The organism is Synergistota bacterium (assembly GCA_025060595.1).
In the GTDB taxonomy this organism is placed as follows: domain Bacteria; phylum Synergistota; class GBS-1; order GBS-1; family GBS-1; genus 42-11.
On the sequence record JANXBX010000006.1, the window covers coordinates 1 to 14499 of the forward strand.

The following is a 14499-nucleotide window of genomic DNA, read 5'->3' on the forward strand; positions in this document are numbered from 1 at the left end:
CCTTAGTTGGATAACCCTTGTGCTTAGAAAACCCGTATTCAGGGTAAATCCTGTCCCAAGCGCACATTATTCGGTCTCTGATTACCTTAGCTATGATAGAAGCAGCAGATATAGGTAAGCAAATCTCATCCCCCTTAGGTATAGCCCTTTGAGGTATATCTATAAGAGGAATTTTATGATTTCCATCTACGAGGATTATATCGGGCTTTAACTTAAGCTTCAGGATGGCCCTTCTCATGGCTTCAAGAGAGGCATTTAGGATGTTCATCTTATCTATCTCCTCAGGGGTAACTAAGGCCACAGCCCACGCTAAAGCCTTCTTTCTTAAAATCTCAAAGAGCTCCTCTCTCTTACACGGGGAAAGCTTTTTACAATCTCTAACTTCATCGTTAAAATACTCATAAGGAAGAATAAGGGCAGCAGCAACTACCGGACCAGCTAACGGTCCTCTTCCAGCTTCGTCAACTCCCGCTACTAGGAGGGAGTTCAAATGTCCACCTTCCAAGCCTTCCCTCTCTAAAATCTCTAAGTAAGCTTGAAGCGGCTTTTTCAAGATCAAGCTCTCCTCCCTTCCTCAAAAAACCCCTCCTTTTAGCGATATCCTCTAGGGAAAGGGGAAGGGAGAGCCTTTCTATAAGCTTTTCTGCAAGGGTTACTAAGCTGCTCCAAACAACATCCTCTCTTAGGCAACCAAGCCAGGAGAGAATAACCTTCCCCTCATCTGTTAAACTTGGTTCAAGTATTCCAGGCGTATCAAAGAGTAACCCCCAATCTACCCTAAACCATACCCCGCCTCTCGTAACTCCAGGAAGCGGCCCCACCTTAGATTTCCTCTTGCCAAGCAACTTATTTATTAAGGAAGATTTACCTACGTTAGGAATACCTACAACCAAAACCTTAGCCTTAGAGTAAGAGGATAATCTCTCAAAGAGCTCATCAAACCCCTCTCCATCCTTAGAGTTTACTGCGATACTTTTATCCCCCATATAGCTTAGCCATGCCTTTGTAGCATACTCATCAGCAAGATCCATCTTATTAAGGATCTTCCAAACTTCTTTACCCCTGGGCGGTTCCCATGGCGGGACTGTAGAAAGGGGAGCACGTGCATCCAGAACCATTAAGATAAGATTGGCATATTTTACCGCTTCCTTTATTAGTTCTCTTCCCTTAGCTATATGGCCTGGATACCAGCTCCTCCTCATTTGATTAGGCCGATCCTCGAAGGAGGCCAATATCTAACTACAGCCCTACCCTTTATATTAGCTCTGGGGAGAAAACCCCAGAACCTACTATCCTCGCTATTTGGTCTGTTATCTCCTAAAACAAAGTAAAAGCCCTTTGGAACCGTTATGGTTGGCATATTGTAAAAATCCCTATTAGCCACATAGGATTCTTCGATCCTATTTCCATTCACATAAAGATACCCGCTTTCAATTCGAACCATATCTCCTTCCACAGCAACTATTCTTTTTATAAGGTCCTTAGAGGGATCCAAAGGAAATCTAAAGACAACTATGTCTCCCCTTTTAGGTTCGGTAAGGTGATAATAAAACTTCAAGACCAGTATCCTATCTCCGGGCTCCAAAGTAGGCACCATGGACGAGGAGGGAATATAAAACGCCTCTACCACAAAAGCTCTTATTAACAAAGCTAGTACAACAGCTATAACTATAGTTTCTACGATCTCGCGCCAAGCCGACTTTTTCCTCATCTCCTTCATTTAAAAACCTTAGCTCCTTCTCTCCTTAAGACGTGTCGCTTTGCCAACCCTTCCTCTAAGGTAGTAGAGCTTTGCCCTCCTTGCCGCTCCCCTCCTTACCACTTCTATTTTCTCTATAATAGGAGAGTGCAAGGGAAAGATCCTTTCAACACCTATTCCACCGGATATCTTTCTAACAGTGAAAGTCTCCCTCAAACCACCGCCCGAGCGAGCTATAACCGTTCCTTCAAAAACCTGGACCCTTTCCTTACCTCCCTCTTCAACCTTCAGGTGAACCTTAACCGTGTCACCCGGCCTAAAGTCTGGAATATCTTTCTTCATAAATTCTTTTTCTATCTCCCTTATAATGGGATCCATCCTTTAACACCTCCCTATGAACTTTTAAAAAGTCTGTCTAAGATTATCGCTACAGCTCCTCTTACCGATAGATGATTGTAATCTCCCTTCCACTCTATGGGCTCAAGCTGATAATCCGCCCAACTTTTGACCTCCTCAGTTAAGCCCCATCCTGTTCCAAAAAGAAGAAGAACAGGTCTTTCCTCAAGCAAGATCTTCCATTTAAAATCTCTAAAGGAGATCATCCTTGAAGATGGGCGAGCGCTAGTAGCAACTACTATGGGATCAGCTTTCTCCCTCTCTTCTATCCTCCTAACGGTTTCCTCTATAGATGGAGAGACCTTAACATTATCTAACGCTTCCCTTCTGTCGGGGTTAAGCATGGAACCAACACCTTTAGTCCAGTGCTCCACAATTTTTTTCACGTTTTCCCTCTGAGCCTCAATAGGAGTTATTATGTAAAAGGCTTTTACACCATATGTCCGACAGCACCTTGATATATCATGTATATCCAAGTTAGCAACGGTAGTGGTTATTATCTCTCTATGTTGATTATAAACCGGATAGTGAACTAATCCTACATATACTCCCCTCTCCATATACTTTCTTAAGGATATTCTATCTATTAGCTCGGGCCTCCTCTTATAGGTTCTCTTCAAGGCCTCCAGTCTGCGCCACCTTTCAACCTCTTCATGATCTCCAGAAAGAAGGATTTCCGGAACTTTAAGCCCCTCGAACTCCCTAGGCTTACTATATTGGGGGAAATCTAATATTCCATCATAAAAGGAGTCCCTCTTGGGAGAATCCTCGCAACCTAAAACTCCTGGTATAAGCCTTATAACCGCATCAACTATTACCATAGCTGGAACCTCCCCGCCCGTTAGAACATAATCCCCTATAGATATTTCTTCATCTATAAGCTCCGTTATTCTTTCATCTATACCTTCATAGTGACCACAAACCAAAAGAAGATGATCCTTCAGAGAAAGCTCCTTCGCTAAATCCTGGTTAAAAAGTCGACCTTGGGGAGAAAGAAGTATTCGATATGGGCTCCCTGGCACGCTTTTAATAGCCTTCCAAAAGGGCTCAACCTTAAGAAGCATGCCTCCTCCACCGCCATAGGGATAATCATCAACAGTTTTATGTTTATCAGTAGTAAAATCCCTCGGATTGTGAAAGTATATTTGAAGCAAACCCTTATCTATAGCCCTTTTTATTATGCTGCAGCTTATAAAGCTTTGAAACATCTCCGGAAAAAGCGTTATCACATCCACTCTCACTCGAGCAACCCCTCCATAGGAAATATAATCATTATCTCCTTATCAAGGTCAATCTCCCTAACGACGCTTTTGAGAGCAGGAATCATATACTCTTTTTCACCTCTCACACAAAAAACATCATTTGCGCCCGTTTTCAATATATCTACTATCTTTCCAAGGTACTTTCCCTCTTGAGTGTAAACCTTAAGGCCGATGATTTGATGGAAGTAAAACTCTCCTTCTCCTAATGGAGGAAGCTCCTCCTCCTTAACCTTTATAAAGGAGCCTATTAACCTTTCTGCCATGTCCCTCGTTTCGCAACCCTTAACCTTAATTAAAAATGTTCTGCCCTCCAAAGTCAACTTCTCAAGATCACCTTCAAATAAAACGTTATCTCTGTCATCATAAAAGATGAGCCTCTTTCTCTCCCTTAATCTCTCGGGAAAGTCGGTCATAGAAAGAACCTTTATAACTCCCTTTATACCATGAGCTGCTACTACCTTGCCAACAATAATAAGCTTATGTTTTTTCATTCCTCCTGACTTAATAACTCCACCATTACCTTCTTCCTAAGCTTTATTCCAGCAGCTCGACAAAGCTCCCGTATAGCTCTTATTAGCCTCCCCTTTTTACCTATAACTTTACCCATATCATCCTTTTTAACTTCAACTTCAATAAGTATAGATTTTTTACCCTCTAACGTTCTTACCTCTACATTCTCAGGATGATCAACCAGAGACTTTACCAGAAAGGCTATTAGATCCCTCACCTAGTACACCCCCAGAAACCTTTGCCCTCTTCCTAGCTTCCTTAGCTTGACAGAACTTATCCCATACTCCCACCCTGGAAAGCAACCTTTTCGCAGTATCCGACGGCTGAGCCCCTCTTTCAAGCCAAAGAAGAGCCTTTTCCTCATCCACCCTTATAACAGGCGGTTCAGGAAGAGGATCATAATATCCAAGAATTTCAATAAACTTACCATCCCTTGGAGCTCTTGAATCTGCAACTACTAAGCGGTAAAATGGCTTTTTCTTTTTTCCCATTCTTGTGAGGCGGATCTTTACCACCAAAAGACACCTCCTTAAAACTTAGTCTTTTTAAAAGAAAGGTAGCTTTATCCTACCGCCACCCTTAGATAACTTCTTCATCATCTCTTTCATCTCTTCATACTGCCTCAAAACCTGATTAACAAGCTGAACAGAAGTACCACTTCCCATAGCTATTCTTCTCTTTCTGCTTCCCTTTATTATTTCTGGCTTCCTTCTTTCTTCTGGGGTCATAGAGAGTATGATAGCTTCTATATGCTTTAACTCCTTTTCATCTACATTTATATCCCCGAACTTCCTTCTAAGCTTAGAGAATCCGGGTACCATATCAAGTAGCTGGTCTAACGGTCCCATGCTCTTCATCTGCCTTAAATACTCAAGGAGATCCTCCATGGTAAACTCAGCCCTTTTAAGCTTCTTACTAAGCTCTCTAGCCTTCTCCTCTTCCACGGCTGAAGAAACCCTTTCAATAAGAGTAGCAAGATCTCCCATTCCTAATATTCTCGAAGCCATCCTATCAGGATAGAAGGGCTCTATATCATCAATCCTCTCCCCAACCCCAACAAACTTTACGGGCTTTCCAAGAACATAGGCAATGGAAAGGGCTGCTCCACCTCTTGAATCTCCATCAAGCTTAGTTAGTATAACGCCAGTTATATTCACCGCTTCAGAAAAGGCGCTCCCCACCTTTAAGGCCTCTTGTCCCATCATAGAATCAACTACGAGAAGGACCTCATGAAACTTGAAGGAGTTGGTAAGCTCTTTAAGCTCAGATAGCATCTCCTCATCTACATGAAGCCTTCCAGCAGAATCCACAATAACTACCTCACAGAAGCTCTCCTTAGCAAGCTCTATCCCAGACTTAAGAGCCTCAAAGGGAGTTCTACCGCTTACAACTTGAAAACCAAGGGGCTTCGATAAAACCTCAAGCTGCTTTTTCGCTGCAGGTCTTTTAACATCAGCAGCAACCAGAATAGCTTTTTTCCCTTCCTTTTTAAGGAGATTAGCTATCTTAACCACCGTCGTAGTTTTCCCAGAGCCTTGAAGGCCAACAAGCATAAATAAAGAAGGGATTTCCGATGAAAAGGTTAGCTTCGAGTGCCCTCCCCTCATAACGTTTAAGAACTCCTCATAAAGTATCTTTAAAACCTGATCAGTTGGATTTATACTCGATATAACCTCTTGAGCCAGGGCTCTTTCTCTAACCTTACTCAAAATATCTTTAACTACCTTATAGTGAACATCGGCCTCAAGAAGGGCCAGCCTGATCTGCCTTAATGCAGAATCTACATCCTCCTCAGAAAGCTTGCCTTTCTTCCGTAAAAACGAAAGAACTCCCTCAAGCCTCTCCCTCAACTTCTCAAACAAAGATATCACCTCGTTCTAGCAAACCATTTATCTCCTCCAAAAGCCTTCTAAGCTTATCCCCATCCTCAGAAGGAAGCTTAGAAACGAGAGGTTCTATCTCCTTTTTGATGCTCTCAAAAAAGCTCCAATGCTTCAAAAATCTCTCCACTAATTTAAGCTTCTCCTCTATACTTTTTAATCTGTTTAAACCTCTTCTCAAAGTATAATGAACAGCCTGCCTGCTTATACCAAGCTCCTCCGCTATTTCACCAAGGGAAAGATCATCCTCATAGTAAAGCTTCATAATCTCCCTCTGGTTAGGAGTTAAAAGCCCACCATAAAAATCTATCAGAAGACATATAAAAAAACGATCCATCAATTCACCCTCTGTTAACTCAAACTACTTTACAGAGCGAAGTAAATTATAAACTCCTTTGACAGAAGTGTCAATACTTAAAAAATAAAAAGGGTAGTTTTAAACTACCCCTTAAAGCAGAACCGATATATATTTATCCGCCCTATCAGGAAAGACAGTAACCACATTAGAACCGGGCGGTAGCTTATCTACAACCTTAAGACATCCCACAAGGTTAGCTCCAGAGGATATACCAGCAGAAATACCTTCCTTTTTCGGAAGAAGCTTCGCCATCTCTATAGCTTCTTCATCATCCACCCTTACCACCTCATCCAAGAGAGCCGTATCTAATATGGAAGGGATGAAACCCGCTCCTATACCCTGAATCTTGTGAGGGCCAGGATTACCACCTGAGATAACGCTCGAAGAGGAGGGTTCAACACCCACTATCTTGATCCCCGGATAGAAGGATTTTAAAACCTTACCAACGCCAGTTATAGTACCCCCAGTGCCAATTCCAGCTACAAAAGCGCTTATATCTCTATAACCCATTTGAGATATTATCTCTGGCCCAGTTGTTAAAAGGTGAGCCTTAACATTTTCCGGGTTGGAAAACTGATTAGGCATAAAAAAGTTTCGCTCTAAAGATATCTTTTCAGCCTCCTCTATAGCTCCCTTCATACCTCTGCCAGCAGGTGTTAGAACTATCTCCGCACCGTAAAGGGAAAGGAGTGCTCTTCTTTCTGCGCTCATGCTCTCTGGCATAACAAGCACACATGGCACACCATAATAAGCACATAGCATGGAAAGAGCGATACCTGTATTTCCCGATGTCGGTTCAACTATACCGCGCTCGCTATTTATAGCTTTCCTCTTTAAAGCATCGATAAACATGAAGAGCGCTGGCCTATCCTTTACGCTCCCACCAGGGTTATTCCCTTCAAGTTTAGCGTATATATTAACCCTACCTGAAAAGTAGTTAAGTTTAACTAAGGGGGTGTTACCAATAGCATCTAAAACTCCCTTCATCACGAACCTCCCTCCTGAGCCCTTCCCAAGATAAGGCTCTCAAGATAAGCTACTCTTCTTTCAAGCTCCCTTACTCTTGAGCTTAAAGATGCATAAGCCACCCTTTCTTTGTTTATTTTGACTACCATCCCTGGGACTCCTACAACCGTACTTTCAGGAGGAACATCCTTAAGGACAACGCTTCCCGCACCAATACGAGAGTTTCTGCCTATCCTTATGTTTCCTAAAATCTTAGCTCCAGCACCTATAACCACGCCATCATCAATTGTTGGGTGTCTCTTTCCTTTTTCCTTTCCAGTTCCTCCAAGAGTAACACCATGATAAATAGTAACGTTATCCCCTATCTCAGCGGTCTCACCTATTACAACTCCCATTCCATGATCGATGAAAAACCCTTTACCGATCTTCGCGCCTGGATGAATCTCTATACCCGTTAAGAAGCGAACAATATGAGAAAGCAACCTAGGAAGCAGAGGGATTTTAAACCTACTATGAAGTACATGAATAAATCTGTGGCACAGTATAGCATGAAAACCGGGGTAACATAGGAAGGCCTCAAGAAACCCGAGGAAACCCTTGGAAAGGGCAGGATCCCTCTCCCTAATAGCCTTAAAATCCGCCTTTATAGCTTCGACAAGGTCACGCACCCCATGGTATAAAAAACACCTCCCTTAACAGTCAAAGTTGCTTCCATTTTATAGTCACATGTAAAATCTGTCAAGGAGTAAAAGATGCTCACTTTATCAACTTATAACACTTCCTTTAAAACATCGCCATCTATATTTCCGCCACTTATGACAAGGGCAACTCTTCTACCTTTAGCATTAAATCTTCCGGAAAGTATGGCCGCTATACCTAGAGAACCTGCCCCCTCAACCAAAAGATGAAGCTTCTTAGCAGCAAAAGCTATGGCTTCCTTAATTTCCTCCTCAGAAACTAGGATAAAACCATCTACCTTATCTTTAGAGAACTCAAACATACACTCCTTTATACTACCCCAGGTCCCCTCAGAAAGGCTAGGCTTGTACTCCACGTCGACAAGCTTCCCCTCTTTCCAGGAGTAATACCATGGTGGAGAAGCTTCGCTCTGAATCCCATATATCTTAATATCGGGATTTATCGCCTTCACTATCGTAGCCATACCTAGCATCAACCCCCCCGAACCCGCAGGAACCAAGATCGCATCGATGTCTGGATTTTCTTTAACTATCTCGTAACCAACTGTTCCTGCCCCAGCCATAACCAACTTATGCTCACCCGGTGGAATAAAGAGCAGCTTGCTCTCCTTAGATATCCTCTCTGCCTCCTCGAAAGCCGCATCATAACCACAACCATGCTCTACAAGCTCTATCCAATCACCACCAAACATCCTTATAGCTTCCTTCTTCGTTACCGGACAATCCTTTGGTACAACTATTACGCTCTTCACTCTAAGCTCACGCGAAGCTATAGCTACACCTTGAGCATGATTACCGCTTGAACAGGTGACCACTCCCTTCCTCTTCATCTCTTCAGGTAAGTTAAACATTACATTTAGGGCTCCCCTTATCTTAAAGCTTCTACAAACTTGAAGGTTCTCAAGTTTCAAAAATATGTCTCCACCTGAAAGCAAGCTTAAAGCTTCGCTTCTCTCAAGAGGTGTTTCCAAAACCTTACCTTTAAGAAATCTATAAGCCTTCAAAACATCTTGCGGTTTAACACTAATGTCACAGTTCATAAGTTAGCACCCCCAGATTAAATATAAACCCTTTACACGATATTTTATTCTATCGTAAAATAAATAAGGTGTAAATTTTAACTAAAAGCAAGGAGGTGACTGTAAGTGAAAAAACTTCTAGTAGCAATATGTTTAGTAATGCTTTTTGCAAGCCTATCAGGTGCACAAACCGTAGTTAAGGTAGGATATCTTGCAGCCTTAACGGGAGATTGGGCAGCTTACGGACAAACCGAGGTAAAAGCAGCACAGCTTGCCGTTGAGGAAATCAATGCTGCAGGCATACTACCAGGAGGCCTTAAGATCGAACTTGTCCCATACGATTTTAGAAGTCGTCAGGAAGATGCAGTCAACGCTGTAAGAAGAATGATTGAACAAGACAAGGTAGTAGCAATTGTAGGTTCTAACTCCTCTGGGGTAAACATAGCGGTAGCTCCACTCGTAAATAGGGCTGGAATACCCCAAATAGGAACGGTTTCCACAAATCCTAGGGTAACGGTGGATGAAAATGGAAAGGTAAGACCATACTCCTTTAGGATATGCTTTACAGATCCATATCAAGGCAAGGTTTTAGCTTATTATGCTGCCAAAAAACTAAACTTGAAGAAGGCGGCCATACTTTATGATGTAAGTAGCGATTATTCTCAAGGGCTCCGTGAGTTCTTCATACAGAATTATAAGAAGTACGGTGGGGAAATCGTAGCTGACTTAGCCTTTCGCGGAGGAGTAGATGTGGACTTTAGAGCTCAGCTTACGGAGATAGCTAAAGCGAAACCAAATGTGATCATCCTTCCCAATATGGGTAAGGAGATGGCATTAATTATAAAGCAAGCAAAAGAGCTTGGCATTAAAGATGTTGTATTTATGGGGGGAGACGGATACGCTGACTTCATGTGGGACATAGCTGGAGATGCGCTCGAAGGAAGCTATTGGGTTAACCACGTTTCACCGGAAGACCCGGCCCTTCAGCCATTCTTTGAGAAGTATAAAAAGAAATATAACGATGAGTGTAAAGAGTTTGTAAATGGAATACTAGGATACGATGCCATGTACCTCTTAGCAGATGCTATAAGGAGAGCGGGTTCTGCTAATCCCAAAGCTATAAGGGATGCCCTTGAAAACACGAAGAACTTAAAGCTACTTCATGCGGTTATAACCATAGATCCAAACACCCACGATCCTTTAAACAAGGATGCAGTTATACTTCTATGTAAAGGCAGAAAAGCGATATTCCACGATAGAGTAAGACCCGAAGAGCAATAAATCTTTCGGGGAAAGGCCATATAGTATAATCTTAAAGGCAGGGCTAATTTAAGCCCTGCCTTTAAAATACCAACTGGAGGTGAGATCTTAAATTGGAGTCATTCATTCAACAGTTGATTAACGGTCTTTCCCTTGGCTCGGTCTATGCTCTTATAGCTGTAGGTTACTCCTTAGTATATTCAATACTTCTTTTCTCTAACTTTGCTCATGGAGGATTCTTAGTAACTGGAGGATACATATGCTATTACGCCTTAATATCCACAGGAAACAACATATGGATATCTGGGTTATTAGCGCTCTGCGGAGCAGGACTAACCGCCATAATTACAGAAAGACTCGCTTACAAACCTATAAGAGAAAGAACAAGCGTAACACTATATCTTCTTATAGCCTCTATGGGTATGAGCATAGTAATTGAAAACTTCTGGGTAATCATGGCAGGTGGAAGATTTAGGGCTATCCCTCCAGTTTTACCTACATATCCCTTCAAGATGGGAAACTTAACCATCTCTTCCTTTGATCTACTCGTATTTGGAATTACTATTCTGCTTTTATTTGGACTTGAGTTCTTCTTGCAGAAAACGAAATGGGGCTTAGCTATAAGAGCAGCAGCTTACGACCTTAGGGTTGCCGCTCTTATGGGAGTAAACGTAAATAAACTAATATCGATAGTTTTCTTCCTGGCAGGTCTTCTTGCGGCTGTAAGTGGAATATTCCTATCTGTAAGGTATACCCTTTATCCGCAGCTTGGCTTTATAACCATAAAGGCTTTTGTAGCTGCAGTTGTCGGAGGCTTAGGCTCCCTAAGAGGAGCGGTTTTAGGCTCTCTCATTTTAGGAACAGCTGAGATGCTAACAGCGGGATTCATATCAAGCCAATTAAGGGATATAGTCGTTTTCGGACTTCTTGTTTTAACGCTCTTGCTTAGGCCTACTGGACTATTAGGCAAAGCGGTTAGTGAAAAGGTTTAAGGGTTTAAAAAATGCTTGTCTATCTTGAAGGAATAATCATATTGATGTGTATAAACTCCATAGCCGCAATGGGTGTTAGCCTTTTAACGGGCTTTACAGGTATATTCACTCTTGGGCACGCGGCTTACATGGCAATAGGAGCCTACACCACAGGCATATTAACCATGAAACATGACGTTCACTGGCTATTAGCAGTAATGATAGGAGGAATACTTGCGGTAGCGGTAGCCTATCTTATCGGAGTTCCAACGCTTAAGCTTATGGGAGATTACTTTGCCATAGCCTCGATCGGCCTAGGGGAAACAGTAAGATTAATAATAGAAAACTGGGAATCGCTAACAAGGGGAGCCAGAGGTCTTCCCGGTATAGACAGCTTTACAACACTACCGGTAGCCTTAGGCTTTCTTCTAACGCTAACTATAGTTACATCAAACATATTAAAGAGTAGCTATGGAAGAGCCTTTAAAGCATGCCGTGACGATTACCTAGTAGCTTCCCTTTTGGGATTTGATACCGCTAAATACAGAATACTTAGCTTATGTATCTCAGCCTTTTACTGTGGCATAGCGGGTGGGCTTTTCGCAGGTTTCATGACTTTCCTTCAGCCCACTATGTTTGACCTTCAAAAGTCTACAGAACTTACAGCGGTAGTTGTCTTTGGAGGACTTGGTTCCTTAAGTGGAACAATTCTCGGAACAGCGATAATAACTCTTGTAACCGAGCTTTTTAGACCTATATCTCAGTATAGAATGCTAATATATGGAGCGGTCCTTGTCCTGGTCATGGTTTTCAAACCTGAGGGACTCATGGGGGAAAAAGAGCTATGGAGTTTATTTAAGAGGCGTGATGAAACATGGAGGAAAAGATCTTAGAACTCAAGAGCATAACTAAAAGGTTTGGAGGAATAGTAGCGGTTAAAGATTTCTCAATAGAGGTAATGCAGGGAGAGCTTGTGGGTCTCATAGGTCCCAATGGAGCTGGCAAAACAACGGTCTTTAATTTAATAACGGGCGTATACCCAGTAGATGAAGGCAAAGTGCTTTTTAAGGGAAAAGATATAACTAGGCTTAAGAGCCACGAGATAGTTAAAAAAGGTATAGGCAGGACATTCCAAAATCTTCGTCTTTTTCCAAGAGCTACCGTACTTGAAAACGTCATGACAGCCTGCCAGAATCACTTAAGATACTCCTTTCTTGAGGCCTGTACCCACCTTGGGAAATGGCGCTCTTATGAAAAAAGGATAATGGAGGAAAGCATCTATTATCTTGAAAAGCTCAATTTAAAAGATAAAATATATCAGCAGGCTGGGACTTTACCATATGGATATCAGAGAAGATTAGAAATAGCAAGAGCCTTGGCCTTAAAACCAACCTTGCTTTTACTCGATGAGCCAGCAGCAGGAATGAACCCTGAAGAGGTAGCTGAACTAAGCGAACTTATATTGAAAATACACAAGGAATTTAACTTAACGACACTTGTAATAGAGCACCATATGGATCTGATAGTGGAGGTATGCCCACATGTAATATGCATGAACTTTGGGGAAAAGATAGCTGAAGGTACTCCCAATGAGGTTATGAACCACCCTGAGGTAATAAAGGCTTATCTTGGTGAGGAGGCTTAAAAGTTGAAAGAGGACAGCTATATTCTTGAAGTAAGAGATTTAAAAGTAAGCTATGGAGCAATAAGGGCCCTCCTAGGGGTTACGATAAAGGTCAAGGAAAGGGAAATAGTCTGTGTAATAGGAGCAAATGGAGCAGGGAAAAGTACCCTGCTTAAAGCGATAATGGGGGAAGTAAAAAGAGAAAGCGGAAACATTCTTTTTAATGGAGAGCCCCTACCTGATAGGGTCTATGAGGTGGTAGGATGCGGGTTGGCTTTAGTTCCAGAAGGAAGGAGAGTTTTCGCAAACCTAACGGTATATGAAAACCTACTTATGGGAGCTTTCCCAAGAAAAGAGAAAAAAGCCATAGAAAAAGACCTGGAATGGGTTTACTCTCTCTTTCCGAGACTTAAGGAAAGAGAAAATCAACTTGCAGGGACCCTTTCAGGGGGAGAACAGCAGATGCTTGCTATAGCTCGTGGCCTTATGAGAAAACCAAAGTTACTTCTTCTTGATGAGCCTTCCTTGGGTCTTGCTCCCATATTGGTCAAGGAGATCTTCAAGGAACTTAAGAAAATTAACGAAGAGGGCGTTACCATTCTATTAGTAGAACAAAATGCCAAACAAGCTTTAAATATATCTCACAGGGGATACGTTCTTCAAACGGGAAGAGTAGCCCTTGAGGGAACCGCAAGCGAGCTACTTCAAAAGGAAGAGCTTATAAGAAGCTATCTTGGGGAGGTAAAAAGGAAGGCATAAAAAAATTTAAAATAAGATGCCCAACAAACCACAGAAAAGAAGAAGCAGTATAGGATCGATTTTGAATTTAAAAAGAAGGAACAAGCACCCCAAAGATATCATAATTTGAACGGGACTAATTAAGATTAAGGGAGCAAAGGTATAAGCAGCAGAAGCCACTAAAGATACGGCTATTGGTCTAAGCCCCAAAAGCATCCCGGAAAAGAACTTATTATTCCTGTTCTTAAACATATAGCTACCGAGAAAATAGCTTATAAGAAACGGAGCTAAAACAACAGAAAAGGTAGATAAGACTCCTCCTAAGATTCCCCCAACCTTATATCCTATAAAGGTAGCCGCATTCAAAGCTATAGGGCCCGGTGTAGATTGAGATATAGATGCTATATCTAGAAACTCATCGATCGAAACCCAACCTCTAACCCTAACAAGCTCATGCATCATAACTTTTAATATACTGTATCCACCACCAAAACCCACAAGACCTATAGTAGCAAAAGAAATAATAAGATTTAAGAGAGTCATCAGGCTTTCCTCCTTAAGAGGCAGAAAGTAAGACCAAAGATCGCCCCTCCCGCAATAACAATAAAGGGGTTCAACTTAAAGATAGAAAGGGCTATAAAAGCTAAAACGGCTATTCCTAAGCTGATTTTGCTCCCTGTTGCTGACTTCCTCATACCAAAGAGAGCATATATTAAAACCGCAAACAAAGCAGGTCTCATACCATTTAAAAAGGATCTAACATAATGGCTTTCTCCATATTTAGTAAGCATGCTGACTATAAAAAGTATCGCTAAAAGAGAAGGAAGAACGGCTCCTAAAAGTCCTGTTAAAGCCCCCCTCCATCCCAAGAGGCACTTACCACACATAACTGAAACGTTAACCATTATAGGGCCAGGAAACCCTTGAGCAATGGATAAAACATCCATAAACTCCTCTTCGCACATCCACTTTCTTTTCTTGACGAGCTCTTCCCTTACAAGGGGGATCATCGCCCAACCTCCCCCAAATGTAAAGGCTCCTATCTTAAAGGTCGAAAGAAAGAACTTAAAAAGAGAAAGGTTTCCATTCAAGACAAAATGCCTCCCTTAAGAGTTGAT

Annotated in this window: 20 protein-coding genes; 5 read left to right on the forward strand and 15 right to left on the reverse strand. The window is 42.0% G+C overall.

The window, feature by feature from the left end; translation table 11 throughout:
- The 13 genes from NZ900_05170 to NZ900_05230 form a co-directional block, all read right to left on the reverse strand.
- The coding region (locus tag NZ900_05170; GenBank protein MCS7233474.1) for a ribonuclease HII at window positions 1-490 on the reverse strand (490 nt) is incomplete at its 3' end.
- Complete coding sequence (locus NZ900_05175) at window positions 462-1202, reverse strand: 50S ribosome-binding GTPase (protein MCS7233475.1); 741 nt, start codon at window positions 1200-1202, stop codon at window positions 462-464. The genes NZ900_05175 and NZ900_05170, both read right to left, overlap by 29 nt.
- Entirely contained in the window at window positions 1199-1720 is a 522-nt protein-coding gene (lepB, locus tag NZ900_05180; GenBank protein ID MCS7233476.1) for a signal peptidase I, read from the reverse strand. The genes NZ900_05175 and lepB overlap by 4 nt, the downstream gene beginning before the upstream one ends.
- A 9-nt stretch (window positions 1721-1729) precedes the next feature.
- Window positions 1730-2077: a 50S ribosomal protein L19 gene (gene rplS, locus NZ900_05185; protein ID MCS7233477.1), complete on the reverse strand. Its 348-nt coding sequence runs from the start codon at window positions 2075-2077 to the stop codon at window positions 1730-1732.
- Window positions 2078-2091: 14 nt separating this feature from the next.
- Entirely contained in the window at window positions 2092-3336 is a 1245-nt protein-coding gene (gene trmD / locus NZ900_05190; protein MCS7233478.1) for a tRNA (guanosine(37)-N1)-methyltransferase TrmD, read from the reverse strand.
- A complete protein-coding gene (rimM, locus tag NZ900_05195; GenBank protein ID MCS7233479.1) occupies window positions 3333-3848 on the reverse strand; it encodes a ribosome maturation factor RimM in 516 nt (171 codons plus the stop codon). Before rimM ends, trmD begins: the two co-directional genes overlap by 4 nt.
- Complete coding sequence (locus NZ900_05200) at window positions 3845-4084, reverse strand: KH domain-containing protein (protein MCS7233480.1); 240 nt, start codon at window positions 4082-4084, stop codon at window positions 3845-3847. Before NZ900_05200 ends, rimM begins: the two co-directional genes overlap by 4 nt.
- Window positions 4044-4385, reverse strand: coding sequence for a 30S ribosomal protein S16 (gene rpsP / locus NZ900_05205; GenBank protein MCS7233481.1), 342 nt, complete (start codon window positions 4383-4385; stop codon window positions 4044-4046). Before rpsP ends, NZ900_05200 begins: the two co-directional genes overlap by 41 nt.
- Window positions 4386-4412: 27 nt before the next feature.
- A complete protein-coding gene (gene ffh, locus NZ900_05210; protein MCS7233482.1) occupies window positions 4413-5729 on the reverse strand; it encodes a signal recognition particle protein in 1317 nt (438 codons plus the stop codon).
- Complete coding sequence (locus tag NZ900_05215) at window positions 5722-6084, reverse strand: YlxM family DNA-binding protein (protein MCS7233483.1); 363 nt, start codon at window positions 6082-6084, stop codon at window positions 5722-5724. The genes ffh and NZ900_05215 overlap by 8 nt, the downstream gene beginning before the upstream one ends.
- A 111-nt stretch (window positions 6085-6195) precedes the next feature.
- The gene (cysK, locus tag NZ900_05220; GenBank protein MCS7233484.1) at window positions 6196-7092 is read right to left on the reverse strand and encodes a cysteine synthase A; all 897 of its coding nucleotides are present in this window, start codon (window positions 7090-7092) and stop codon (window positions 6196-6198) included.
- Window positions 7092-7739 (reverse strand): serine O-acetyltransferase, encoded by a 648-nt coding sequence (gene cysE / locus NZ900_05225; protein ID MCS7233485.1) that lies wholly within the window; start codon window positions 7737-7739, stop codon window positions 7092-7094. Before cysE ends, cysK begins: the two co-directional genes overlap by 1 nt.
- 101 nt (window positions 7740-7840) lie before the next feature.
- A complete protein-coding gene (locus NZ900_05230) occupies window positions 7841-8809 on the reverse strand; it encodes a threonine/serine dehydratase (GenBank protein MCS7233486.1) in 969 nt (322 codons plus the stop codon).
- A gap of 138 nt (window positions 8810-8947) precedes the next feature.
- On the opposite strand from NZ900_05230, the gene NZ900_05235 reads away from it, so the two are divergent.
- The 5 genes from NZ900_05235 to NZ900_05255 all read left to right on the forward strand — a co-directional run bounded on the left by NZ900_05235 (window position 8948) and on the right by NZ900_05255 (window position 13402).
- The gene (locus tag NZ900_05235; GenBank protein MCS7233487.1) at window positions 8948-10069 is read left to right on the forward strand and encodes an ABC transporter substrate-binding protein; all 1122 of its coding nucleotides are present in this window, start codon (window positions 8948-8950) and stop codon (window positions 10067-10069) included.
- A gap of 92 nt (window positions 10070-10161) precedes the next feature.
- A complete protein-coding gene (locus NZ900_05240) occupies window positions 10162-11040 on the forward strand; it encodes a branched-chain amino acid ABC transporter permease (protein MCS7233488.1) in 879 nt (292 codons plus the stop codon).
- 11 nt (window positions 11041-11051) lie between these two features.
- On the forward strand, window positions 11052-11912 hold the full coding sequence (locus NZ900_05245; protein ID MCS7233489.1) for a branched-chain amino acid ABC transporter permease: 861 nt from the start codon (window positions 11052-11054) through the stop codon (window positions 11910-11912).
- Entirely contained in the window at window positions 11894-12664 is a 771-nt protein-coding gene (locus tag NZ900_05250) for an ABC transporter ATP-binding protein (GenBank protein ID MCS7233490.1), read from the forward strand. Before NZ900_05245 ends, NZ900_05250 begins: the two co-directional genes overlap by 19 nt.
- Before the next feature lie 3 nt (window positions 12665-12667).
- On the forward strand, window positions 12668-13402 hold the full coding sequence (locus NZ900_05255) for an ABC transporter ATP-binding protein (protein ID MCS7233491.1): 735 nt from the start codon (window positions 12668-12670) through the stop codon (window positions 13400-13402).
- A 6-nt stretch (window positions 13403-13408) separates the two neighbouring features.
- Here NZ900_05255 and NZ900_05260 read toward each other — a convergent pair whose 3' ends face one another.
- Both NZ900_05260 and NZ900_05265 read right to left on the reverse strand, forming a co-directional pair.
- Entirely contained in the window at window positions 13409-13924 is a 516-nt protein-coding gene (locus NZ900_05260; GenBank protein ID MCS7233492.1) for a chromate transporter, read from the reverse strand.
- Window positions 13924-14472, reverse strand: a complete 549-nt coding sequence (locus tag NZ900_05265) for a chromate transporter (protein MCS7233493.1) — start codon at window positions 14470-14472, stop codon at window positions 13924-13926. Before NZ900_05265 ends, NZ900_05260 begins: the two co-directional genes overlap by 1 nt.
- Window positions 14473-14499: the final 27 nt, after the last annotated feature.

Excerpts from the sequence above, each read along its gene's own strand:
- NZ900_05175 (MCS7233475.1), bottom strand. The coding sequence starts at position 1,202 with ATGAGGAGGAGCTGGTATCCAGGCCATATAGCTAAGGGAAGAGAACTA.
- lepB (MCS7233476.1), bottom strand. The coding sequence starts at position 1,720 with ATGAAGGAGATGAGGAAAAAGTCGGCTTGGCGCGAGATCGTAGAAACT.
- rplS (MCS7233477.1), bottom strand. The coding sequence starts at position 2,077 with ATGGATCCCATTATAAGGGAGATAGAAAAAGAATTTATGAAGAAAGAT.
- rimM (MCS7233479.1), bottom strand. The coding sequence starts at position 3,848 with ATGAAAAAACATAAGCTTATTATTGTTGGCAAGGTAGTAGCAGCTCAT.
- NZ900_05215 (MCS7233483.1), bottom strand. The coding sequence starts at position 6,084 with ATGGATCGTTTTTTTATATGTCTTCTGATAGATTTTTATGGTGGGCTT.
- cysK (MCS7233484.1), bottom strand. The coding sequence starts at position 7,092 with ATGAAGGGAGTTTTAGATGCTATTGGTAACACCCCCTTAGTTAAACTT.
- NZ900_05230 (MCS7233486.1), bottom strand. The coding sequence starts at position 8,809 with ATGAACTGTGACATTAGTGTTAAACCGCAAGATGTTTTGAAGGCTTAT.
- NZ900_05235 (MCS7233487.1), top strand. The coding sequence starts at position 8,948 with ATGCTTTTTGCAAGCCTATCAGGTGCACAAACCGTAGTTAAGGTAGGA.
- NZ900_05245 (MCS7233489.1), top strand. The coding sequence starts at position 11,052 with ATGCTTGTCTATCTTGAAGGAATAATCATATTGATGTGTATAAACTCC.
- NZ900_05250 (MCS7233490.1), top strand. The coding sequence starts at position 11,894 with ATGGAGGAAAAGATCTTAGAACTCAAGAGCATAACTAAAAGGTTTGGA.
- NZ900_05260 (MCS7233492.1), bottom strand. The coding sequence starts at position 13,924 with ATGACTCTCTTAAATCTTATTATTTCTTTTGCTACTATAGGTCTTGTG.